This is a genomic window from Flavobacterium sp. KY-23415 (assembly GCF_055384985.1).
Genome location: NZ_AP044001.1, coordinates 1,478,352 through 1,503,717, shown reverse-complemented (window position 1 = coordinate 1,503,717; position 25,366 = coordinate 1,478,352). Strand labels below are relative to the sequence as shown.

The 25,366-nt window shown below is 31.3% G+C and carries 11 protein-coding genes; 9 read left to right on the top strand and 2 right to left on the bottom strand.

Going from position 1 to position 25,366, the window contains the following annotated elements; all coding sequences use genetic code 11:
* The first annotated feature begins 206 nt into the window (after nucleotides 1–206).
* The 4 genes from mnmG to ACZ49Z_RS06665 all read left to right on the top strand — a co-directional run bounded on the left by mnmG (nucleotide 207) and on the right by ACZ49Z_RS06665 (nucleotide 6,253).
* Nucleotides 207–2,084, top strand: a complete 1,878-nt coding sequence (gene mnmG / locus ACZ49Z_RS06680; protein ID WP_464307407.1) for a tRNA uridine-5-carboxymethylaminomethyl(34) synthesis enzyme MnmG — start codon at nucleotides 207–209, stop codon at nucleotides 2,082–2,084.
* 113 nt (nucleotides 2,085–2,197) lie between these two features.
* Nucleotides 2,198–3,043, top strand: a complete 846-nt coding sequence (locus tag ACZ49Z_RS06675; protein ID WP_464307406.1) for a class I SAM-dependent methyltransferase — start codon at nucleotides 2,198–2,200, stop codon at nucleotides 3,041–3,043.
* A 249-nt stretch (nucleotides 3,044–3,292) separates the two neighbouring features.
* The gene (locus tag ACZ49Z_RS06670) at nucleotides 3,293–3,886 is read left to right on the top strand and encodes an OmpH/Skp family outer membrane protein (protein ID WP_464307405.1); all 594 of its coding nucleotides are present in this window, start codon (nucleotides 3,293–3,295) and stop codon (nucleotides 3,884–3,886) included.
* A gap of 87 nt (nucleotides 3,887–3,973) precedes the next feature.
* Nucleotides 3,974–6,253, top strand: coding sequence for a helix-turn-helix domain-containing protein (locus ACZ49Z_RS06665; protein ID WP_464307404.1), 2,280 nt, complete (start codon nucleotides 3,974–3,976; stop codon nucleotides 6,251–6,253).
* A 1-nt stretch (nucleotide 6,254) separates the two neighbouring features.
* Here ACZ49Z_RS06665 and ACZ49Z_RS06660 read toward each other — a convergent pair whose 3' ends face one another.
* Complete coding sequence (locus ACZ49Z_RS06660) at nucleotides 6,255–6,638, bottom strand: DoxX family protein (protein ID WP_464307403.1); 384 nt, start codon at nucleotides 6,636–6,638, stop codon at nucleotides 6,255–6,257.
* Between the two features lie 4 nt (nucleotides 6,639–6,642).
* On the bottom strand, nucleotides 6,643–7,791 hold the full coding sequence (locus tag ACZ49Z_RS06655; protein WP_464307402.1) for a DNA polymerase III subunit: 1,149 nt from the start codon (nucleotides 7,789–7,791) through the stop codon (nucleotides 6,643–6,645).
* Between the two features lie 541 nt (nucleotides 7,792–8,332).
* On the opposite strand from ACZ49Z_RS06655, the gene ACZ49Z_RS06650 reads away from it, so the two are divergent.
* The 5 genes from ACZ49Z_RS06650 to ACZ49Z_RS06630 all read left to right on the top strand — a co-directional run bounded on the left by ACZ49Z_RS06650 (nucleotide 8,333) and on the right by ACZ49Z_RS06630 (nucleotide 25,357).
* Nucleotides 8,333–8,767 carry a hypothetical protein gene (locus ACZ49Z_RS06650; protein WP_464307401.1) on the top strand — a complete coding sequence of 145 codons (435 nt, stop codon included), beginning with the start codon at nucleotides 8,333–8,335 and terminating at the stop codon, nucleotides 8,765–8,767.
* 27 nt (nucleotides 8,768–8,794) lie between these two features.
* Nucleotides 8,795–10,072: a hypothetical protein gene (locus tag ACZ49Z_RS06645; RefSeq protein ID WP_464307400.1), complete on the top strand. Its 1,278-nt coding sequence runs from the start codon at nucleotides 8,795–8,797 to the stop codon at nucleotides 10,070–10,072.
* A gap of 111 nt (nucleotides 10,073–10,183) precedes the next feature.
* Nucleotides 10,184–11,662 carry a T9SS type B sorting domain-containing protein gene (locus ACZ49Z_RS06640; RefSeq protein WP_464307399.1) on the top strand — a complete coding sequence of 493 codons (1,479 nt, stop codon included), beginning with the start codon at nucleotides 10,184–10,186 and terminating at the stop codon, nucleotides 11,660–11,662.
* Nucleotides 11,663–11,677: 15 nt separating this feature from the next.
* Nucleotides 11,678–14,845 (top strand): PorP/SprF family type IX secretion system membrane protein, encoded by a 3,168-nt coding sequence (locus ACZ49Z_RS06635; RefSeq protein ID WP_464307398.1) that lies wholly within the window; start codon nucleotides 11,678–11,680, stop codon nucleotides 14,843–14,845.
* 63 nt (nucleotides 14,846–14,908) lie between these two features.
* Nucleotides 14,909–25,357: a T9SS type B sorting domain-containing protein gene (locus tag ACZ49Z_RS06630; protein ID WP_464307397.1), complete on the top strand. Its 10,449-nt coding sequence runs from the start codon at nucleotides 14,909–14,911 to the stop codon at nucleotides 25,355–25,357.
* The last annotated feature ends 9 nt before the right edge of the window (nucleotides 25,358–25,366 follow it).

Below are 25,366 nucleotides of genomic sequence, written 5' to 3'. Positions count from 1 at the left end.
ATACAATTATTTTCCTTTTATATGTTCCACGTGAAACATATTTAGTAGTAGTAATAAATTATAAAATAACATGTTCCACGTGAAACATAATAAATTTTTTAAAATAAAAAAATAACATGTTCCACGTGAAACAATTTAATTAATTATAGTAAAACGATTGCTTTTTTTTTAAAAAAAAAAGCAATCGAAAATTTTTAAATTTTTACATGAGTTTATTTCAAGAAAAATATGATGTTATAGTTGTTGGTGGTGGTCATGCAGGTTGTGAGGCAGCAGCAGCAGCAGCGAATATGGGATGCTCTACCCTATTAGTAACAATGAGTTTGCAAAATATTGCTCAAATGTCTTGCAACCCAGCTATGGGCGGAATTGCAAAAGGACAAATAGTACGTGAAATTGATGCATTAGGAGGTTATTCTGGAATTGTTTCAGACAAAACTGCGATTCAATTTAAAATGTTGAATAAATCAAAAGGCCCTGCCATGTGGTCTCCTCGTGTTCAAAGTGATCGTATGCGTTTTGCTGAAGAATGGAGATTGATGCTAGAACAAACACCAAATCTTGATTTTTATCAGGAAATGGTTTCTGGTATTTTATCTGAAAATGGTAAATTAGTTGGGGTTAAAACTTCTTTAGGAATTGAGATTAAAAGTAAAACTGTTATTTTAACGAACGGTACTTTTTTAAATGGTTTAATCCATATTGGAGATAAACAGTTTGGTGGTGGTCGTGCTGGTGAAGGAGCTTCATTTGGAATAACTGAAGATTTATTGAAACTAGGTTTTGAATCAGGTAGAATGAAAACTGGTACACCTCCACGAGTTGATGGTCGCTCTTTAGATTATTCCAAAATGATAGAACAACCTGGTGATGTTATTCCAGATAAGTTTTCTTATTCGAATATCACAAAACCACTTTCTGTACAACGTTCTTGTTGGATGACATATACTTCTACGGAAGTACATGATTTATTACGTGAAGGTTTTGATCGCAGCCCTATGTTTAATGGACGAATTAAAAGTATAGGGCCACGTTATTGTCCTTCTATTGAAGACAAAATTAATCGTTTTGCAGATAAAGAACGTCATCAGTTATTTGTAGAACCTGAAGGATGGAATACTGTAGAAGTTTATGTTAATGGCTTTTCTACATCTTTACCTGAAGATGTACAATTCAAAGCAATACGCTCTGTAGCTGGGTTTGAAAATGTAAAATTCTTCAGAGCAGGATATGCAATTGAATATGACTACTTCCCTCCTACGCAGTTAAAACATACTCTTGAAACTAAACTTGTTGATGGATTATATTTTGCGGGTCAAATTAACGGTACAACAGGTTATGAAGAAGCTGCTTCTCAAGGTTTGATGGCTGGTATCAATGCAGCATTAAAAGTACAAGAGCGAGAACCTTTTATTTTAAAACGGAATGAAGCTTATATTGGTGTTTTAATTGATGATTTAATTACTAAAGGTACAGAAGAGCCTTATAGAATGTTTACTTCTAGAGCAGAATATCGCACATTGCTTCGTCAGGATAATGCTGACATCCGTTTAACACCTAAAGGATATGAAATTGGTTTAGCTAAAGAAGAACGATTAATTCGTATGGAAGAAAAATTCTCTAAATCTGAAGCTATGGTTACTTTTTTTAAGGAAACAAGTTTAAAACCAGAAGAAGCAAATTCTATTCTTGAAGAGAAAGGTTCTTCTCCTATGTCTCAACCTGATAAAATGTTTAAAGTTCTTTCTAGACCGCAATTATCACTTGATGATTTTTTAAAATTTAAAAAAGTCAAAGATTATGTTTTAGAGAATAATTTAGATAATGAAATTATAGAACAAGCAGAAATTCAAGTTAAATATTCAGGTTATATTGAAAAAGAAAAAAATCATGCAGATAAATTAAATCGTTTAGAAGATGTAATTATTCCTGATAATTTTAATTTCGATAAAATAAAATCAATTTCTATTGAAGCTAAACAAAAATTAAATAAAATACGTCCAAAAACAATTGCTCAAGCTTCAAGAATTAGTGGTGTATCGCCTAGTGACATTTCTGTATTGTTAATTTATATGGGACGATAATACGAGCAACTTTATTTTTGTTGTGAGATTGATTAAAAATATAAAATTAGAAATATGTTTCACGTGAAACATCATCGTTTAAAACTATTATTATTGAATTATTTAAAATTATAATGAATTTTACAAAAAACAATATTTACATCACAGTTAAAGATTTTTCCGTTTCGGGAGAATCTTTTTCTTTATTATTAAATGAAGAATATCAAATTCTCAAAACAGATCCACAACCATCTTTAGAACAGCTTCCCTCCTATTACGAAAGTGAAGACTATATTTCTCATACTGATGGTAAAAGAACACTATTCGAAAAAGTATATCACATAGTTAAAAAAAATGCAATTCGAAAAAAAGTAAACCTTTTGTCTAAATACAATGTAAAAGGATCTGTTCTTGATATAGGTGCTGGCACTGGAGATTTTTTAGTTGCTGCTAAAAAAGCAAATTGGATTTCTATTGGAATTGAACCAAGTGCAAGAGCTAGTGAAATAGCATCTGCCAAGGGCGTTACTCTTGCTGATGAATTAGTGAATTTAGAAAATGAGTCTTTTGATGTAATTACGATGTGGCATGTTTTAGAACATGTACCAAATTTAGATTTTCAAATTAATGAATTGAAGCGATTATTAAAACCAAATGGAACAATAATAATTGCAGTTCCAAACTATAAATCTTATGATGCGAATTACTATAAAAATTTTTGGGCTGCTTTTGATGTTCCTAGACATCTTTGGCATTTTTCAAAAAAGGGAATTGATTTGCTTTTTAAAAAATACAATATGAAGCTTATTAATGTAAAACCCATGTGGTTTGATAGTTTTTATGTTTCTCTTTTATCTGAAAAAAACAAAAAAGGTAAAATAAATTTTTTCGCTGGTTTTTTTATTGGTATTATTTCAAATTGTGTTGGAATTTTTAAAAATGAGTATTCTTCGCATATTTATATCATAAAAAAGAACTAATAATTAATTTAAGACGTTTTTAGCTTGTTTTAGTGTTTAAAACAAGCGTTTTATTTAGATATTTTTTTTCTTTTAAATAAAAGCTTTAAAACAAGATGTTTTTTATAAGGTTTACCTATGTTTGTGTAAATTTTACATAAGATTTTATTATAATTAATAAACGTGCATTATTTGTTACTTTAAAGGGATTTACTATTTTTACAAAAAATATTTTTTAATATACATAAGCAATAATAACAATAATTAAAAATGAAAAAAGCCTTATTGATTTTAGGAGTATCCTTAGCATTATTTTCTTGTAACAAAACTGAAAATAAAACAGAAAATTTTAAAACTGCTTACATTGATACTGTTGAACTTTTAAAAGAATATGACAAGTACAAAGATGAAGAAGAGAAGTTCAAAGTGAAATCTCAAGAATTAGGACGACCATTAGAAGCTAAAATGCAAGCTTTTCAAACAGAAGCCGCAGGTTTTCAAAGAAATGCTCAAATTAAAGGAATGGCTTGGGCACAGCAGAAAGGTGCTGAATTAAAACAGAGAGAACAACAATTATCTATGGAGGAAAATGCATTCTTAAGACAAATACAAATTGAAAGTGATAGTATTCGTAATTCAATTGTTACAGGTTTAAAAGATTATATCAAAGCTTATGGAAAAAAAGAAGGTTATGATTATATTTACGGAACAGGTGATGCACAAACTATTCTTTTTGCTAAAGATCCATATGATATCACAAAGGAAGTTCTAAAAAAACTTAATGAAGAGTTTGCCGCTAAAAGTGGTAAAACTGCAAAAAAAGAAGAAGAACCAGTAGATGAAAAAAAAGACGATAAGAAATAATTTTTCTACCAAGTTTTAAAAAGCTCCAATTTTGGAGCTTTTTTTTATTTTCCATTTCTTTATATTTGTATAATAAATATTTGCCATATGGAATTTCTATCAGCCGAAGCTAATTATACACTTCAATTTATTAATCAAACTAATAAATCTATTTTTCTTACTGGAAAAGCAGGAACAGGAAAAACTACTTTATTAAGACAGATTATAAAAACAACGCACAAAAATACTGTTGTTGTCGCACCAACAGGAATTGCAGCTTTAAACGCTGGTGGTGTTACAATTCATTCTATGTTCCAATTACCTTTTGGGGCTTTTTTACCTGAAAACAGAAATATTTCAATTTTTGAAGGAAATATTAAATTTGAAAGTCGTGCTACATTAGCAAGACATTTTAAAATGAATGGTTCAAAGAAATCGGTTGTGAGAAATATGGAATTATTAATCATAGATGAAGTATCTATGCTTAGAGCTGATATTTTAGATGCCATAGATTTCATGCTTCGAAAAATTAGAAAAACAGAAAAACCATTTGGTGGTGTACAAGTTTTATTTATTGGTGATTTATTACAACTTCCGCCTGTCGTTAAAAACGAAGAATGGCAATTACTTAAAAATTATTACAATGGAATGTTTTTTTTTCATTCACATGTAATCCAACAATATCCCCCACTCTATATAGAATTAGAAACTATTTATCGCCAAACTGATGATCAATTCATTCGCATTTTAAATAATCTACGACAAAATAAAATTACTTCGGATGATATTACAATTTTGAATCAGTTTGTACAACCAGATTTTGATTTCAAAAATAATCAAGGTTACATAACGTTAACTACACATAATTCAAAAGCAGATTCAATTAATGAACAATCATTAAATGAATTAAAAGGAAAATCCTATTTTTATAAAGCTGAAATTGTTGGTGATTTTCCAGATAAAATATATCCATTAGAAGAAAAACTAGAATTAAAAATTGGTGCACAAATCATGTTTGTAAAAAATGATTTAAGTTATGAGAAACAATATTTTAATGGAAAAATGGGAATTATTAGTGCACTAACCAATGAAGAAATTCGAGTACATTTTCCAGACGAAAATAAAACAATTGATGTAGAAAAATATGAATGGCAAAACATTAGATTCAAAATTAATGAAGATACAAAAGAAATTGAAGAAGAAGTAATTGGTACTTTTGTACACTACCCTATCAAATTAGCTTGGGCAATAACTGTTCATAAAAGTCAAGGATTAACGTTTGACAAAGCTGTTTTAGATGTGTCAAAAGTTTTTGCACCTGGGCAAGCTTATGTAGCTTTTTCTCGTTTACGGTCTTTAAAAGGGCTTATTTTGCTTTCAAAAATACAAATGAATGGTATTTCTAGCGATTCAACTGTACTTACATATGCAGAAAATAAATCCACCGAAGAGAATTTAAAAGATGCTTTAGAAATGGAGACACAATATTTTGTTTTTAATACTCTTTCTAATGCGTTTAATTTAAAAGAATTAATACAAGAATGGAGAAACCACTTTTATAGTTATAAAGCTGAAGCACCTAAATCTCATAAATCCAAACATGCAAATTGGGCAAAATTACAATATGATAAATTGGCTAATATTGAAATTTTTAGTGAAAAATTTTTAGCACAACTTCACACCCTTTTTTCCAAAGAGAGCATTGATAAAGAGTATATTAATGAAAGATGTATAGCCGCCTATGATTTTTTCTTTCAGATTTTAGATCACATTTCAGAAGATTTACTTTTAAAAATTGAAGAAATCAAACGTATAAAAAAAGTTAAAGCTTTTTTTGATGAATTATGCATTTTAGAAGAAATTCATATTAATACAATTTTAAAAATAAAAAAAGCGAAATTACTTACAAAAATAATTTCCGAAGGAAAAGAAATAACCAAAGAAAATTTATCTTCTCAAGATATGGCAACTTATAAAATTAATAAGTTAGTCATTGTTTCTGAACGTTTTAGAAAAGAATTTGGAACTTTAATAGAAGAAGAAAATGACTATAATAGTTATTATGAAGCAAAGCCTAAAAAGAAAAAATCCAAAGAACCAAAGAAATCTACAATAGAAGAAACTTTAGCACTTTGGAATCAAAATATTTCAATAGAAGAAATTGCGAATCGTAGAAAATTAACAACTCAAACTATATATAATCATTTTTCAAAATTAATTCAAATGGAAATCGTAGATATTTCTAATATTTTAACACAAGATAGGATTGATCTACTAAAAACAGTTTTTAAAGATTATTCCGATCAAAGCTTAAGCGAATTAAAAGAAAAACATGGAGAATCAATCACTTGGGATGAATTAAGATTATTTAAAGCAACAATAAAATAAATTAACTCAATAAATAAACGGCAATAATTGCAGGAATAAAATAGATTACTATAGTTCTAGCACCATCATAATCTTTAGCAATTCTTTGTCCAAATAAAAGAAAAATTAAAGTTAAACAGGATAGTATGGCACCGTAATAGGCTACTAAACTAGATGTTTTAGTAAATAATTCAATAATTCCAGATACGCAAAGCACTCCAGAAAATATTTCTAAAATCAAAATAATAAATAAAGCTATAGGTACTTGTTTTGCTAAAAAAGTTTGTGCAAAATGACTTTTAAGCCATGAAACATTTCCTTTCCAATCTTTAATTTTGTCGTAGCCAGATTGTAAAAAAGTTACACTTAGTAACATTAACAATAAAATAGGAGTTGCTTGTGTCATAATTTTATTTTTTATGGATTAAACGTGTTAGTTTTATAGATAAATCAGTAAGAATAATTTTGCTATTACCATTTCTTTCAATATGATAAATAGCAGTTTCTAATTCGTTAAAAATAGCATTAATATTAGTACCATCTACAAATGGTGCAAATTTTTCTAAACTAAAATTAGCTTCAGTTGGTTCAAAATAAACTAGTTTAGTTGCTTGATAATTAGAAAGTAAAGCTTGTCTAAAAAAATGAATACAATAATGTAAAAATTGTTTTTGCACTTCCCTACCCAATCCTGCAATAGTTTCACTCCAACTTATTAAATCTTGAATTGCAGCAGCATTGCCTTTAGCTTTGAAGGCACTCCTCACCCATTGAATAAACCAAGATTCAAAAGGAAATTCATTTTCATCATTTCTTAAAAGATGTAAAGCTTTATTATAATTTCCTTCACTTTGATGTGCAATCTTTAAAGCTGTTTTTTCATCACTGTTTTCTCTAGCTATTAAACCTTGAGCAATTTTATCTTCACTTAGTCCAATAAAATCAATAATTTGACATCTTGAAATTATGGTTTGTAGTATATCATCTAAAGATTCAGTAATAAGAATAAAAATTGTTTTAGAAGGGGGTTCTTCTAAAAGTTTTAGTAATTTATTCGATGCGGCAGTATTCATTCTTTCTGCCATCCAAATAATCATCACTTTATAGCCACCTTCATAGGCTTTTAAAGATAAGGCCTTATTAATTTCACTTGCTTCATCTACTCCTATTTGACCTTGCTTGTTTTGAATGCCAATATATTTATACCAATCAAATAAACTGCCATAGGGATTTTCTTTTAGAAAAGCTCTCCATTGTACAATAAAATTTGAACTAACAGGATGTGATTTTACGTTTTCATTAGTGGCAACAGGATAAACAAAATGCAAATCAGGATGAGAATAATTTTCAAATTTAAGATTGCATGCACTATTCCCATTGTCATTTTCACCATGACTATTGGAACATAAAATATATTGGGCATAGGCAATTGCTAAAGGAAGTGTTCCACAACCTTCTGGTCCTACAAATAATTGAGCATGAGGTATTCTACCTAAACTAACACTTTTTATAAAGTGGTTTTTAATATGTTCTTGTCCTAAAATGTTTTTAAAAAGCATGAGCAAATATACGACTCTTAATTAATTTAAAAATTAGATTAATTCCTATTCAGATATAATCCTGATAATAAAGTTATTAACAATTGAATTTTGAGAAAATATTTTTTTTAGAAAAAAAACAGATAAAATATACTGATGTTAAAATTGAAAAAAAATAGTAAAAACAAGAAAAATTTCGTAACTTTATGAAAATATAAAAATGACGATAATCTATTTTTTTTGCATTTAATCTATAAATAATTCATTGTAAACAACTTGTAATGTTAATTTTTTTTATTTTTTTTGGAATTAAAATGGTTAATTCATTACTGTTTTCAGAATATTAAATTTTTTGGCACGCATTTTGAATGTATATCAGTAAATCAATATATTGAGTATTAAAAGAGTGTTTTTGCAAACTAATTATAGAATTAAAAACAGAATTAAAAAAAGTTTTTTTAAAATTTTTATCAACATTTTTATTAAAAAGTTTTGTTAAAAGATTTTATTACATATATTTGTATTTGGTTTGCCTATTTACTGAAAATTAACAAATTTTATTATGAGAAAATTTTACGTATGCATTATTGCATTATTTATGCTATCATCAATTGATGGATTAGCACAAAAGGATCAGAAAGTTGTTATTGATATCAGGGGTATTGGAACTTACCATGATAGAAAAGAACTAGAATCTATGACAAAGGGACAATTGATGCCTTTGTATCTAGAAAGAGTGAAGATATTGTTCAGTGTTATTCAATATTTTGGAGTAACAAATAAATCAGGTGTTACATTCACAGATTTAGGTATACCAACTTCTAAGGAAAACGTTAAAGCATTAGAAGCTGAGGGAGAAAATAGAGAAAATTTTCTAAAGAATAATGAACAATTTTTAACAGGAATATTGCCGTACTCTGATACGAGTAATATTATAAAAGCAATTTTATTTTATGAAGAAGTATTAAAGCTTGTTCATAGAGTACAAGTAGAATAATGGTTGAATAAATAAAATTTTAAAGTTATGAAAAAAACTATCGTATTAATTGTATTAGTTCTTACAGGGCTAACTCTACAGGCTCAGCAAGATGACTGGGGAATTGTAGGGAGAAGTAATTGGTTAAATGGATGGTCTTCTTTCAATCCAGTAGGCAGAGAATATCCTCAAACAACAAAAATCTTAACAGGAAATATATCTTCAGATATCACATTAACGAATCTGGAAACTTATAATCTTGTAGGTGAAGTTTATGTAACCAATAATGCAAAATTAACAATTGAGCCTGGTACCATTATTAGAGCAAGCTCAAGTGAGTATAGTGCAATAATCATAACTAAAGGATCTAAAATAATTGCTGATGGTGAAGTGGTTAATCCTATTGTTTTTACATCGGATAAACCTGTAAATGAGAGAAAGGCTGGAGATTGGGGTGGAATTATTATTCTTGGAAATGCACCAATTAACACTTATGGAAATATAGCAAGAATTGAAAGCGAAATTCCAAGTAATTTTAGAGTGGGTGGTGGTGATGTGGCTACAGATAATTCAGGATCATTGAAAAATGTAAGAATTGAATTTGCAGGTAGAGGTAAAGACAGATATGCTGTATATGATGCACTTTCTTTAATTGGTGTTGGTAATGCAACAATAATTGAGTCTGTTCAAGTAAGTATGTCAAGTGGTAACTCTTTCAAAGTTGTGGGTGGTAATCCTAAAGCTAAAAAATTAGTTTCTTTCAGATCAAGTAGTAGTGATTTCTACTTTACTCAAGGGGCAGTTGCTAATCTTGAAAATGGACTTGTATTAAGAAATCCTTTCTTTTCTGGTAGCACAAACTTTAGAGCAGTTACTATTAAGTCATTCGATAACAAAGATATGACAGATTTAACTAAAGCTTCTACAAATGTTTCAATGAATAATTTTACAATTGTGAATGAAGTCGATGGAAAATCTACTACAGATGGATTAATTAAAGAGGCTATATATATAAATAAAGAATGTATGTTCTCTTTCAAAAACAGTATTGTTTCAGGTTTTGACTCAGCATTATTATTGAATTCAGATATAGAAATTTCAGATCCAAATTTATCTAAAATTAAATTACAAAGAATTTTTATAAATAACTGTAAAAAGAATATTGTTTCTGAAGTTGGTGGTGTTTCAAACGACGATTTAGAATTCTATTATGCACAACCAAGTTTTGCTAATAGATACGACAAAACAAAATCTGAAGACTTATTTGTAGATGCTAACAATCAAAGAACTCCTGATTTTAGACTTAAAATCGGAAGTATAAATTAAGCTACTAATATTGTATGATATTTTAACTGTTAATATTATAAACGTTATGTTTTAATATTAACAGTTTAGTTGTTATAAAGAAATTGCTAGAACCTAATAAGTTAATGGATTATGTTAAGTAGAATTTTAAAGAATTTAGTAGTACTATCATTAATTTTTCTACCTAAAATTAAGGCTGAGAATAACGACTTGGTGCTCAATGATAAAGCATCTAGTATAGTAATTGGTGTACCTACTTTTGATTTTACATACTTATGTCAGAGTCAAACAATTAACACTATCCATAATTTAGAATTTCAAGTTTTTTCACCCTCAGGTATACAGGCTGGAAATCAATTCATTTTAGAAATTTCTAATGATGATTTTGTTACACCTATTGTTTTAACAAGTAATACAACACAAGTAGGGACAACAAATGTTTTTAACATGACTTTTACACTTAATAGTGCAGTGGCTGGGACGGGTTATAAATTGAGAATAAGATCTACTGCACCAATGGCTACTAGTGCTAAATCTATAGCTTTTGATGCTTATTTTATGAGCCATAATCAAGAAATAAAATTGAATAATGCTGTTGGTGTAGATAATGTTTCTTATTGTACAGGGTCTAGTTATACGTTATCAATTTTTGATTCTGGAACAAATTCATCTCCTTTATTCTATCCAAATTTAACATATACATGGTTTAAAAAAGTAGGTGCAGTATTCCAACCTATTGCTACTGGTACATCTCTTTCGGTTTCGTCACCTGGAGAATATTATGTACAAACAGACTATGGTCAGTGTTCAGGATCTTCTTTTTCAAAATCAAGAATAGTCACAGTTACGGAAGCAGGGAATAATTCTGTTATTATAACAACAAATCCAGTCACAAATACAATTTGTGAAGGAAATGGCGTATTATTATCTTTGAATGTAACCAATAATCCTGCCTATACAATAGCTTGGTATTTAAACGGGGAATTAATTAATGGAGAAACATCAAATACTCATAATGCATTAGTTGCTGGTTCATACTATGCTTCAGTTGATAATGGTTCTTGTATCGCAGAATCGCAACCATATGTATTGAATGCAATATCCTTTAATGCATCTTTAGATCTCAATTCTCCTTATGAACTTCCTATAGGAGGTTCAGTAGTTGCTTCTGTAACAACAGATGCAAATACGCCTGCTTATCAATGGTTTTTAAATGATAATATATTAACAGGTGAAACAAATAGCACACTAACAATTACTCAAACAGGAGAGTATAAAGTCAAAGTTACTCAAACTGTAGGTTGTATTATTGTAAAAGAATTAATTCTTCAAGTTATAGGACCAGATGTCGATCAAATTCCCAATTTAATAAGCCCAAACGACGACGGTTTTAATGATAAATTCAAAGTCCCATTTGAATTAATAAGTTCAAATAATTTAAGTTTAGAAATTTATAATTCGGCTGGAAAACAAATTTATGTAACTGACAATTATCAGAATAATTGGCCAGAAGACACTAATGAAATTTTTCAATCAAAAGCATTTTTTTATTTTAAATTAACTAAAGAAAATCAATTAATTAAAGAGGGAATATTAACTATCATCAAATAAAACTATATTAACCAATTGAAAAATTTATACCTAGGACTAATTTTATCGATGTTATCAATTGTAGTGTTTTCACAGGAAAATGCTTACTCATCTTTTGATGTTTCATTGAATAACTCGATCAAATTAAATAGATTTCTGATTAACCCTGCCTTTAGTTACGCAAGAGAAATTGCACCTTCTATAAATTTAGCAAATAAAAGACAATGGGTAAAATTTGAGGATTCACCTGTATTATATTTTTTAAATTATCAAGGTCGATTAAGTAATGAATCTAGATTTGGAATTGGAGTTTATTCTCAATCAATAGGTTTATTAAAAAATAATGGAGGGTTATTGAATTATGCTTTGAATGTACCAATGGAAAATGAATCGAATTTAACATTTGGAGTAAATGCATATTTTTCAAGTAGTAATTTAGATACAAATAGAGCTATAACAGAAACTACTGAACCATTATTTAGTGATTTAACTGCAACTACATTAATTAGTGTAAAACCAGGAATAAATTTACAATTGAATAATTTTGATATTGGAATTTCTGCCAATAATATTATTTCATATAATTTAACTACAAGCGAGTCTGTACAAGAAAATAATTCAAGTTCATTTTCTGGTCATTTAATGTACACAAAAGAAATTAGTAGTTTTTATAATATTCTTGACGGTAGTAATCTTTCAACTATGATTCAATTAGATAATAGAAAAGATGGTACTGCTATTTCTGGAAATATTTTAATTGATCAAAGAGATTTAGGTTGGTTAGAAGTAGGTTATAATACTATTAGAGGAGCTAATGCAGGAGTTGGTATTGCTGTATCTAAGAAATTTTTTATTGGTTATTCATATAATTTGTCATTAAATAATTCATTATTTTTTGGGTCTAGTCATGAATTTTCTCTTTCATATAGTTTCAGAGAGTATAGTGATTCTTATAATTTTATTAAAAGAGCGCAAAAATTAAGAGAAAAAACAGCTACAAAAGCAAATGGTCAATCACCTAAAAAAGATAATTCAACTGATCTAGCAGATAAATTAGATAAAGAACAAGCAAGAAAGGATAGATTAGAAGAATTAAGATTACAAAGAGAAGAAGCAAAACTTGCTAAAGAAGAGAAAGTTAGATTAGCTAAAGAAGCGGCAGATGCTAAAGCTAAAGCTTTGTTAGATAATAAAACAAAAATTGAAGAGCAAAATAATGCAGACAAAGCTGAGAAAGATAGACTAGCGAAAGAAGCTGCAGAAAGAGCGCAGGCGGAGAAAGATAGATTAGCTAAGGAAGCTGCAGAAAGAGCGCAGGCGGAAAAAGATAGATTAGCAAAAGAGGCAGCTGAAGCAAAAGCACAAGCTGAAAGAGATAGATTAGCAATTGAAGCTGCAAAATCAAAAGCTGAGAAAGATAGATTGGCGAAAGAAGCAGCAGAAAGAGCACAAGCTGAGAAAGATAGATTAGCAAAAGAAGCAGCAGAAAGAGCTCAAGCTGAAAAAGACAGATTAGCAAAAGAAGCAGCAGAAAGAGCACAAGCTGAGAAAGATAGATTGGCAAAAGAAGCAGCAGAAAGAGCACAAGCTGAGAAAGATAGACTAGCGAAAGAAGCAGCAGAAAGAGCTCAAGCTGAAAAAGACAGATTAGCGAAAGAAGCAGCGGAAAGAGCTCAAGCTGAAAAAGACAGATTGGCAAAAGAAGCAGCGGAAAGAGCTCAAGCTGAAAAAGACAGATTGGCAAAAGAAGCAGCAGAAGCACAAGCTGAAAAAGACAGATTGGCAAAAGAAGCAGCGGAAAGAGCTCAAGCTGAAAAAGACAGATTGGCAAAAGAAGCTGCAGAAGCACAAGCTGAAAAAGATAGATTGGCTAGAGAAGCTGCATTGAAAGCACAGGCAGAGAAAGAGAGATTGGCAAAAGAAGCTGCAGAAGCACAAGCTGAAAAAGATAGATTGGCTAGAGAAGCTGCATTGAAAGCACAGGCAGAGAAAGAGAGATTAGCTAAAGAAGCTGCAGAAGCACAAGCTGAAAAAGATAGATTGGCTAGAGAAGCTGCATTGAAAGCACAGGCAGAGAAAGAGAGATTGGCAAAAGAAGCAGCAGAAGCACAAGCTGAAAAAGACAGATTGGCTAGAGAAGCTGCATTGAGAGCACAGGCGGAGAAAGAGAGATTAGCGAAAGAAGCTGCAGAAGCACAAGCTGAAAAAGACAGATTGGCTAGAGAAGCTGCATTGAAAGCACAGGCAGAGAAAGAGAGATTAGCTAAAGAAGCTGTAAAATCAAATCAATCAATTGAAGAAAAAGTATTAAGCATTGAGACTAAATTGAATGTATCCAATAAAGTTTTAGATAATTATAAAAGAGAGATAGCGCAAAAAACTAAAAACTCTGACAATTTAATAAAGAGACTAGATTCAATTGTGAAAGTTAGAGAGCTTGATCTACAAGCATATATTTCTGAAAATGATCCTAATTTTAAAGCTGGACCTCAAAAATTCGTGAGTACTTCACAACAAAATGCGCAATTGAATGCAATTAAGAACGAGATTGCTGCTAATAAGAAAGTATTTGATGATTTAATTGTCGATTTTGAAAGTGCAAATAGAAGAAGATTAGATGAATTGAAAAAGAATGGTGTTAGTGATGAAGATGCTAGAGAACTTAATAAATATTATGATACTGTAATTGCAGATCTTAAAAATAAGAAACAACAATATCTTCAATTTGAAAAAATTGCCGATGAAAGAATTAAAAAGGTAATTGCCGATAAAGAGGAAGAAAGGTTAAAACGAATTAAACGTGCTGAATACGTTAATGAAGTTGGAAGAATCGAAGAAGATCAAAGATCTTTAGAACAAATTAAAAACAGTACGAGTCAATCTACCAATACTTCAACTTCAAATGTAACAGGACAAGAAGAAGAAGTGTCAAATGATATTTCAATCATTAAAAAACTGAATGGAGTTGCCTCTGGTTTTTATCTAGTTTTAGGTAAATTTAAAAGTATTCCAGAAAGAGATGCTTTTGTAAGACAAGTTGTAGCAGGAGGAGGCACTAGTGTAACGCTATTCTATAATATTTATGACGCAACGTACTATGTATATATCGATAGATTCGATGAGTTACCTGCGGCAATGAAAGGATTACAAGCAAGAGGAACTAAATCGTATAACAAAAGAATGTCTATTGTAAAGGTTGAATAAATAAAAAGTGTTACTAATTAAATAAATTTTTATTACTTTTAAAGGTCTTAAAACACATTAGCTATGGAATATAAAAATACTCAACTAAAAAAATTACTATTTGCCGTCATTTGTATGGTAAGTATTAATCTATTTTCTCAAAATTATGTACCATTTAATTCTAGATATAATACTAAGATTAAAGGAGATATGCTTCTTATTGGGAATAACATTTTGAATCGAAGTACTTCGACTGATGGGCCAAATGTTCCATATAATGGTTCTGATGACAATGGTACTTCAGGTGTAGATATGCAAAATATTGATATAGATAGTGATGCTGCAACATTTAATTCTTCATCTGCAAATTTGACGATTCCTGTTGCAAATGCTTCATGTTATCAAATCAAATATGCAATGTTATATTGGGGCGGCTTGTATTATACCAATCAAGGATTTAGTAATTTTGGAAATGTAAAATTTAAACTACCCGGAAGTAGTACATATAGCGACTTAACTGGTACTGTTATTCAAGATACACCGTATCCAATTTCTGGGATAAGAAATTATGTAGCCTATTTTGATGTTACAACAATGCTCCAAGGATTAGCAGATGCAAATGGAACTTATACAGTAGCAGATGTAAAATGTGGATTAGGTTCTGCAGTTGCAGGTGGTTGGTCACTTTTTGTGGTCTATGAAGATCCGTTAGCTACAGCTAAAAATATTACTCTTTTTGATGGGTATTCATCAATTAGTGGTACTACTACATTAAATATTCCAATTTCTGGTTTTACTTCCATACCTGTTGGACCCGTTAGAGCACAATTAGCTTTTGCTGCAATTGAAGGTGATAGGGGGCTAACTGGCGATAGGCTAAGAATTAATGGGGTCAATATGTCTACTCCTTTAAGACCTGCTAGTAATTTTTTCAACAGTACGATTAATACTATTTCAGGTGCTTTCACTGATAGAGTACCTAATAGTAGTAATACTCTAGGTTACGATTCTGGAATAATTAATATTCCTAATCCTGGAAATTCTATTATAGGTAATAATGCAACTAGTGCGACAATAAGTCTACTTTCTACTGGTGATGCCTATTTATATTTTCTTAATGCTTTTTCTATTGAAGTTATTCAGCCTCAAATTAATTTAATTAAAATTGTACGTGATTTAGCAAATAATGATGTAGGTAATCAAACGATTGCTCTTGGTCAAGAATTATTCTATGAGCTAAACTTCCAAAACATTGGGAATGATGGGGCAACAAATTTCACAATTACCGATCAGTTGCCTTTAAATGTCACTTTTTTACCTTCAGATTTAGTATTACCTCCTGGGGTTACTTATACTTTTTCTGGGCTTCCTTCTAATACAATTACATTTAATATTCCAGATAACTTAGTAACGCAAGGTGGTGCTAATTATCAGATAAGAATAAAAGTTAAAGTTGTAGAATCGTGTAATGATCTAAGAGATGCTTGTTCAAATGAAATAACAAATCAAGCATATAAAACCTATAGTAGTTTAAATTCTGGAAACGTTGTCGAAAATCAACAGCCAAGTGCTTCTGGAATTAATTCTTGTTTAATTATATCTCCTGGAACAACAAACTTCATTGCAGATATTGATGATTGTATCTATCAAAGAGAAGAAGTATTGTGTGGTAGTAGTGTAACTTTAACTGCTGGTAATGGTTATACCTCATATCAGTGGCATAATGGTTCTCCTCCTACAGCAGCAAATGCTATTGCAGGGGCAACAAATCAATCTTATACAGTTACAGCAACTGGTACATATAGTGTTGTAAATACAGCACCTGCACCTTGTTTGTCAATTACTGAAATATTTAATGTTGTAGATTTTAATGGTGTTGTACCAAATCCAGTAATACCTTATGCAGATCAAGTAGATGTTTGTCCTAATGATGGTTCAGACCTTCCAAAGATTTATTTATGTGGAGCAAATGATTCTCAATTGATTCAGACAAATATTTTAAATGCTACTTCTATAATATGGGAAGTACTAGACGAAGGAAGTTGTACAGCAGTTACAAATACAAGTTGCCCGAATACATCTAATACTTGTACATGGAATTCAGCAGGTCCTAACGGTCCAAATTTTAATGCTGTAAATGCAGGTCAATATAGAGTAACAATTACATTCCAAAATGGATGTTTTAGAACATACTATTTTAATGTTTATAAAAATTTATTTACTCCTACAGTAACTGCTACAGATATTATTTGTTCAACACCAGGTACAATTACTGTAAATGGAGTGCCTGCAGGATATGAGTTTAGTTTAGATAATACATCAGATTGGCAATCTTCAAATTTCTTCAACAATGTTTCAGCTGGTTCTCATACAGTATATATTCAACAAATTGGAGGTGGAGTTGGAAATTGTATTTTTGATGTTCCTAACATCCAAATACTAGATAGAGATTTTAATGTCGATGTGATTGTAACTGACCCATTGTGTAATGGTGGTCAAGGTAGTATTAGAGTGCAAGTGAATAATGTTGAGCCTCAATATACATATCAATTGTTTCAAGGAGCTACCTTAGTGAATAGTGCAGGTCCAATTAATCCTAATGATTACACATTCCCTAATCTAAATGCTGGAACTTATAGAATTAATGTTTCAACAACTGATGGATGTTCTTATTCTGAAACTGTAACCATTATAGATCCTCCTTTATTAACGCTTACTGCTGCAGTAACTACACCTTTAACTTGTGAGGATGGTGAAATAACGGTTTATCCTTCGGGAGGAACTCTTCCTTATGTTTCTTATGAGATTAGTGGAACTCCTGGATTTCAATCATTACCAAATTTTACAATTACTACACCAGGTACATATACATTTACTGTAACCGATTCAAATAACTGTACAGCAACGACTTCTTTAACCATAAATAGTATTCCTCAACCAGTTTTTACTATTTCACAAACAAATATATTATGTTATGGTGAAGCTACAGGACAAATAGCATTTAATGTTACAAATACTAATGGTTATACCTTAGAATATAGTATAGATAATGGCGGTAACTTTAGTACAAATCCAATTTTTTCTAATTTAATTGCTGGAACATATCAAACTATTGTAAGATACACTTTAGGCACTGCTGTTTGTTCAACTTCAGTTCAGACTATAACTATAACAGAACCCGCCCAAGCATTAACAGCTTCAGCAGGAGTTTCTGAGTTAGCAGGTTGTGGCCCATCTGGAGAAGGAAAAGTGAGAATAACAAACCCTCAAGGTGGTGTACCAGGATATGAATATAGTTTTGATGGAGGTTCAACTTGGGTTGCAACAAATGAAGCCTATTTAATGCCAGGCACACACACAGTGTGTATAAAAGATTCAAATGATTGTACATTCTGTACTACAGTTACTATAGATCCTGCTCCTACAGATCCAACAATATCTGTAGCCGCTCCTGATTATAATTGTGATGGAACGGCAACAACTACTGTTACTGTTAATAATAATGGAGGTAATTTTGCTTATACTTATTTATTAAATGGAAATCTAAATACACCTCCAGATAATAACGTTTTTACTAATGTTCCTTGTGGTACTCACGAGATTACTGTTCAATATGAAAGCTTGGCAGTACCAACTTATAGTAATTTATTATTTGAAGATTTTGGTGAAGGTGCAAATACAACTTCTCCAGGAATTAATCCAGCATATTGTTTTGAAAGACAAGTTGTAGCAACACAATGTAATGGAAGTATTCAAATTAACGATGGTGATTATGCAGTAACAAGAAGAATTAATCCAAGGTTTGGAGCATGGGTAGATGCACGAGATCATACTTCAAACGGTACAAATCCAAATGGTAGATTTTTATGTGTTAACATTGGTGGTACAGCAGGTGTTGGAGGAATTTTATACAGCAAACAAATTAATGATATAATTCCAAACCAACCTGTTCAAGCATCAATTTGGGCAATGAATTTATTGGTTATTGGAAATACACAGTTTAATCCAAACCTAACTATTCAATTAGTAAAAGACTTAGGTTTAGCAACTGAAACCATAATAGCTTCTCAAGATACAGGTGATGTTCCAAAAACAGAAACTTGGCAAAATTATATTTTAACACTTAATCCAGGTGCAAATTCAAGTTTAGCATTTGTAATAAGATCAAATAATACTGCTACAAGTGGAAATGATGTAGTTATTGATGATTTAAATGTATTTCAAGAGCCAATTTCTTGTATTACTGAAGTGAAATATCCAATTCACGTAGATTGTAACGCCGCTTTTTCGGCTCAAGTAACAAGTAGTACCAATACTTCTTGTAATGGAAGTACTGATGGGAAAATAGTTATTGCAGCTCAAAATTATGCACCAACAGGATATTATTATTCATTAAATGGTGCAGCAGGCCCATTTAATTTAGTTACTACTTCTCCTTATACTATTACAGGTTTAGGAGCGGGTACATATAATTTAGTAATTGCTTATGATTTGAATGGAACAACATGTTCTTTCCCGATTACTAGAAATATTTTTCAACCTACCGCTGTAAATGCTAGTGCAGTTTTAACTTCTCCAGCTACATGTTTAAATGGAGGTGTAATTACAGCATCTGCTTCTGGTGGTACTCCAAATTATCAATATCAATTAGAGAATAATGCGGCGGTTATTTTAGTGCCTTATCAAGCAAATAATGTTTTTTCAAATTTAGCTCCAGGTAATTATATTGTTCGTGTTAGAGATGCTTTTAATTGTTCAGATCCAATTAATGTAGCAATTAATATCCCTACACCTACGGCACCTACGGCAGTAGTAACAAATGCATCAGATTTTTGTTATGACGGTATTGATGCTGCATCAATTGGAGTTACTACAAGTGGAGGCGTTGGTCCATATCAATATAGCCTTAATAATGGGGTTTTTGTTAATGGAAATTTTGCAACAAATCACATTTTTACAAATCTTACTCCTGGTAACTATACAATTGTTGTTAGAGATTCTTATGGTTGTACTTTTACAATGCCTACAGTAACAATTGCTCCATTCTTTACATGGGATGCTAATATTATAAAACAATTGGATTGTTCGTCTTCTCCAGAAGCTATAATAGATTTTACAATTAGTGGCGGTTACCCTCCATACACTTACCAAGTTCGTTATAATGGTGGTCCACTGTCTTCAGCAGTTAATATTACAGGTAATAATTTTAATTATATTACCTCGAATCCTGGAACATATATTTTCTATGTTAACGATGCAAATAATTGTCGTGCAGCAAGGGAAACACATGTTCCTATAGCTCCTTTACCTGTTTTAAATCCTCCAGTTTTAGTACAAACAGCTTTTAATAGATGTAATGGTGATAGTAATGCTGCTATTTCTGTAACTCCTTCTGGAGGTCAAGGACCATATGTTATAAACATTGTAAATACAACAACTGGAAATAATTACGGAACTCAGACTTCTGGGTTAACAGCAGGTGATTATACGGTTACAGTTACTGATGCAAATTCTTGTACTAATACTGCTAACATTACTTTATCTCAACCAGATCCAATTAGTTTTTTAAGCCCTGCAACAAATATTCAATGTGGTGCTTCTGGAACAGAACCTGGTACAATTACTGTAACAAATGTCACAGGAGGTACTCCTCCTTTTACTTATATAGTATCTAATAGTACTGGAACATTTACAACAAGTTATTCTGCTGTATCTAGTGAAGATCATGTATTTAATATTTTAAACTTTGGTGTATATACCGTAAAAATAGTTGACGCAAATGGTTGTGAGTCTATAAATTCAGATATAAGAATTGCTTCCCCACCAAATAGTTTAAATATTGATATTAGTGCTGCAACTACAGATTGTACTGCTGGTGGTACTGTTCGTGTATGTGTAAATACGTCTGTTATTGGTGGACCATATTATTTTGCAATTTATGAAGATTTATCACCTACTTTACCTGGTTATCCAACGTATCCTGGTCCAGAATATCAGGCAGCAGATGCTTCAGATCCAACAGGGTTATGCTCAACTTTTATTAATTTAATTCCTGGTGTAACATATAGTTTTATTGTTTACGATTCTGGTACAAATTGTTATTATTTTCAAACTGCACCTGGTCCAATACCAACTCCTTCTGTTATCACATCTACTATAGATCCAAATAACGTAACATGTACTGGAGCAAATGATGGAAGTGTTTCATTTACAGTAGATGGTTACTCTGGAACGAGTGTGTCATATCAAATATATGTAGCACTTAATGCAGTTCCTTTTGTACCAGTTACAACTGGTACTACTACTGGTTTAACTGGAACACCTTTTACAGTAAACAATTTTGGTTCTTTACCTCCGGGTGATTATTTCATATTATTTACAGAAAATGATGGACCAAATACTGCTTGTACGCAAACATCAGCAATATTTACAATTTCTGAATCAGCGGTTTTACTTTCAGTGAATGCTACAGTTGTTAAAAACGATAATTGTAATGTAAATGCGGGTCAAATTGCAGTAACGGGTTCAAATGGAACACCTCCATATTCATATCAAATTGTTACAGCTGGTGGTCCAGCACCAACTCAAGCTACTTGGGCTGGTCAATCTTCAAATGTATTTAATGTTGAAGGTGGTAATTATGATGTTTATATAATGGATGCCAATGGTTGTATTCAATCTGCAACTCCTGTTGTTGTACCAACAGATAGTAGCCCTAATATTTCATTAGCTTTAGACGCTACTACGTTATGTAATGCTACAGATGGAAATTATATTGTAACAGTAACAAGAGATAATACAGTAGGTATTGCTCCATTTACTTATAGTGTTGATGGTGCTGCTTTTACTTCTTATACTGAAAATGCTGCTTTTTCATTCCAATTGACTAATTTAAATGCAGGAACACATACAGTGATAATAAGAGATGTTAATGGTTGTACAGAGACTGAAACAATTACAATATTACCTCCTTTAAACAATACACTTTTATCTACATTAGCTGCAACGTTAGATTGTGGTGCAACAGATGGAGTAATAACAGTTAATGCTTCTGGTGGTTCTGGTTCAACTAATTACACATATACGATAACTCCAAATACTGGAATTACGCTAACTAATAATGTGTTTTCAAATGTTGCTGCAGGAACATACACAGTGACGGTAACTGATAACATAACAAATTGTTCAATAAATAGTTCAATAACATTAGTTCAGCCTTCGGCTCCAACATTCAATACTGCCGTTACTGATGCTACTTGTAATTTAGGTAGTGATGGTACAATTACAGTAAACTTAACAGGTACAAATACAGACCCAGTTTATATGTATGCTATTACTTCTGGTCCAGTAACATTTGTACCACAATCTTCAAATGTGTTTTCAGGATTATCTGCTGGAAGTTATGATGTTCAAGTTACATCTGGAAGAAATTGTGTCACTACACAAACAGTTATAGTTGGTGAAGCCACTCCAATTGTTATTCCAACACCAGTAGTTACGGAATTCGCTTGTAATGCTGGTTCAAATACTGTAAATAATGCAACGATAGAAGTGAATGGTGTAACAGGTGGATCAGGAACGTATGTTAACTATGAGTTTTTAGATGCATCAAACAACGTTCTTCAATCGGGTAGTAATAATACTTATACTGAAGCTAATGTACTTGGTGGAACTTATACAATAAATGTTTATGATAATAATGGATGTTTTGAAACAACAACTGTAACTATTAATCCGTTTATAAGTATTTCAAACCCTACAGTTACGGTGACAACACCAATTACTTGTACAAATACTGAAGATATTACAATTAATATTACAACAACGGGTGGAGTGCCAACTACATTAAATTATACTGTAGTAGGTATTGGAAATCCTTATAATGTAACACAAACAAATAATCCTAATTTTTCTGGATTAACAGTTGGGAACTACCAAATTACTGTTGAGAATGCAACTACAGGATGTAGTGTACAAACAATACACTATGTATTTAGCCCTAACACTTTTGTTGTTAACGCAACTGTTAATAATAATGTGACATGTTTTGGTGGTGCAGATGGAAGTGTAAGTTTTACTTTTGTAGATCAAAATATTGTACCAACTAATGATGCAGGTGCATTTAATTACACGATTATTAATACTGTAACGAATGCTGTTGTTAGTACAGGTTCAAGTTCAGATGCTGGACCATTCACAGTTAATGGCTTGGCAAGCGGAACCTATCAACTTCAAACAACTCTTGTTGGAAGTCCATTTTGTCCTGCAATAACTAACTTTACAATAATGCAACCAACTACAGCTCTTGCATTGGCTACAACTATTACACCAATTTCTTGTGTACCAGGAAATGATGGAAGTATCTCGGCAGTTGGAAGTCATGGATGGGGAGGACCTTATGAATACCAATTAGTTCAAGGTGCAATATTAGTAGATTGGTCTTCGCAAGCTACTTTTACAGATTTGGCTGCGGGTACTTATACTGTTAATGTTAGAGATATTAGAGGATGTATTGAAACAACAGATGTTACTCTTACTATACCAACTCCTATTTCTGCTACTATAAGTGCATCTACAACAATGTTAGATTGTATAGGAGATACAAATGCTACAATTACAGTAAACGGAACAACAGGTGGTTTTGGAAGTGGATATTTATATACTTTGACTAACACAATAAACAATGAATCATCCGGACCTCAAACAAGTAATATATTTACAAATGTTGGAGCTGGAAACTATACGGTAAGTATTACTGATTCATTTAATTGTTCATTTACAACAACAAGTGTAATTATTGATGAGCCAACAGAAAATGTTCAGGCTGCGATAAATATGACTGTTACTCCAACTTGTACTACAGGTGCAACAATTGTATTATCTGCTTCTGGTGGTACTGGTCCATATTCTTATGGTACAACACCTGGAGGACCATATCCAAATACATTTGTTAATAATGTTACATTTACAAATGTTCCTGCTGGAACTTATAGTTACTATGTAATGGATGCTAACAATTGTTTTGAAGATTTTGTTCAAATTATTGTTGAGCCTGTTATTCCTGTCTCTGTAACTGTGGATACAACAGATGCAATGATATTATGTTCGGGTAATACTACAACTATTACTGCTACTGCAACAAACGGATTGGGTAATTATGTATATACATTAATCCCTAATAATGGTGCTATTCAAAATTCTGCTGGCGTTTTCACAAATGTTCCCGCAGGGACATATACGGTGCAAGTGACTAGTGGAGATTGCAGCAGTACTTCAACATCATTTACAATTACTAATCCTAATCCTTTAGTTTTAGTTAGTGCTACTTCTACAAACATTACATGTCCTAATGAGGCTGTTGATGGTAATATAACAGTTATTGCTTCTGGTGGAACTGGTACTATCCAGTATTCAATATCATCAGCACCGAATGAGACTGTTAATTCTGGAGTATTTAATAATTTAGGTGTAGGTACATATACAGTTTATGTTCAAGACGAAAATGGTTGTTCTTTAGCGCCATTAACGTTTTCAATTACGGCACCTCCAGTATTCGACTTAACTTTAAATGATGTAGAACATGAAGTTTGTTTAAATGATAATACTGCATTCATAGATTTCACAATTACAGGAGGAACAACAACACCTACTGTTGGTTATACTGCTACAAATGGGTTAACTACTTTGACATCTTTAAATGGTAATTTTGTATTTACTAATTTAGCTCACGGTTCATATGACTTTATGGCGACAGATGCAAATGGTTGTATTTTTGAATTCTCTTATGATTTCAATCCAGGTCAGGATATTCAAGGTAATGTGGTTATTGATTATGCTTGTTTGAATGATTTACCAAATGCAAACATAACAGTAAATTATAATACACTTATTCCGGCTACAGATTTAATGTTCAGTTTAGATGGTGGTGCAGATCAGTCAAGTAATCAATTCTTTAGTTTGTCAGAAGGTAATCATTTTGTAACCATTACACATGCAAATACTTGTCAACAAGTAATAAACTTTACTATTGATTTAGCCAATGAACTTGTTTTAACATTAGCAGGACCAGGAACGTTAAACACATTTACGATGTCAACTACAGGTGGACAACCTGCTTACGAATATCAAATCTGGAATAGTGCTGGAACACTTCTTTATACAGGTACAAATACTAGTTATTTAGTAAATCAAACTGATGTTTATACAGTAACAGTAACAGATGCACTGGGTTGTACAGACACTGCTCAAATACCAATGACGTTCTATGATATTGAAATTGATAATTTCTTTACTCCTGATGGTGATGGAACAAATGACGGTTGGAGCCCGCAATATTTAGATAATTTCCCTAAAGCGGTGACTTATATTTTCGATAGATATAGTAGAAAAATTAAAACGCTGCGTCCTGGAGAATCATGGGATGGTACCTATAATGGAAATGAATTACCATCTGGTGATTATTGGTATGTCTTGAAATTGAATGGTGAAACAGACGATAGAGAGTTTATCGGTAATATAACATTATATAGATAATAGTAAAAA

Coding starts and splice junctions, on each gene's coding strand:
- mnmG (WP_464307407.1), top strand. CDS start 207: ATGAGTTTATTTCAAGAAAAATATGATGTTATAGTTGTTGGTGGTGGT.
- ACZ49Z_RS06675 (WP_464307406.1), top strand. CDS start 2,198: ATGAATTTTACAAAAAACAATATTTACATCACAGTTAAAGATTTTTCC.
- ACZ49Z_RS06670 (WP_464307405.1), top strand. CDS start 3,293: ATGAAAAAAGCCTTATTGATTTTAGGAGTATCCTTAGCATTATTTTCT.
- ACZ49Z_RS06665 (WP_464307404.1), top strand. CDS start 3,974: ATGGAATTTCTATCAGCCGAAGCTAATTATACACTTCAATTTATTAAT.
- ACZ49Z_RS06660 (WP_464307403.1), bottom strand. CDS start 6,638: ATGACACAAGCAACTCCTATTTTATTGTTAATGTTACTAAGTGTAACT.
- ACZ49Z_RS06655 (WP_464307402.1), bottom strand. CDS start 7,791: ATGCTTTTTAAAAACATTTTAGGACAAGAACATATTAAAAACCACTTT.
- ACZ49Z_RS06650 (WP_464307401.1), top strand. CDS start 8,333: ATGAGAAAATTTTACGTATGCATTATTGCATTATTTATGCTATCATCA.
- ACZ49Z_RS06645 (WP_464307400.1), top strand. CDS start 8,795: ATGAAAAAAACTATCGTATTAATTGTATTAGTTCTTACAGGGCTAACT.
- ACZ49Z_RS06640 (WP_464307399.1), top strand. CDS start 10,184: ATGTTAAGTAGAATTTTAAAGAATTTAGTAGTACTATCATTAATTTTT.
- ACZ49Z_RS06630 (WP_464307397.1), top strand. CDS start 14,909: ATGGAATATAAAAATACTCAACTAAAAAAATTACTATTTGCCGTCATT.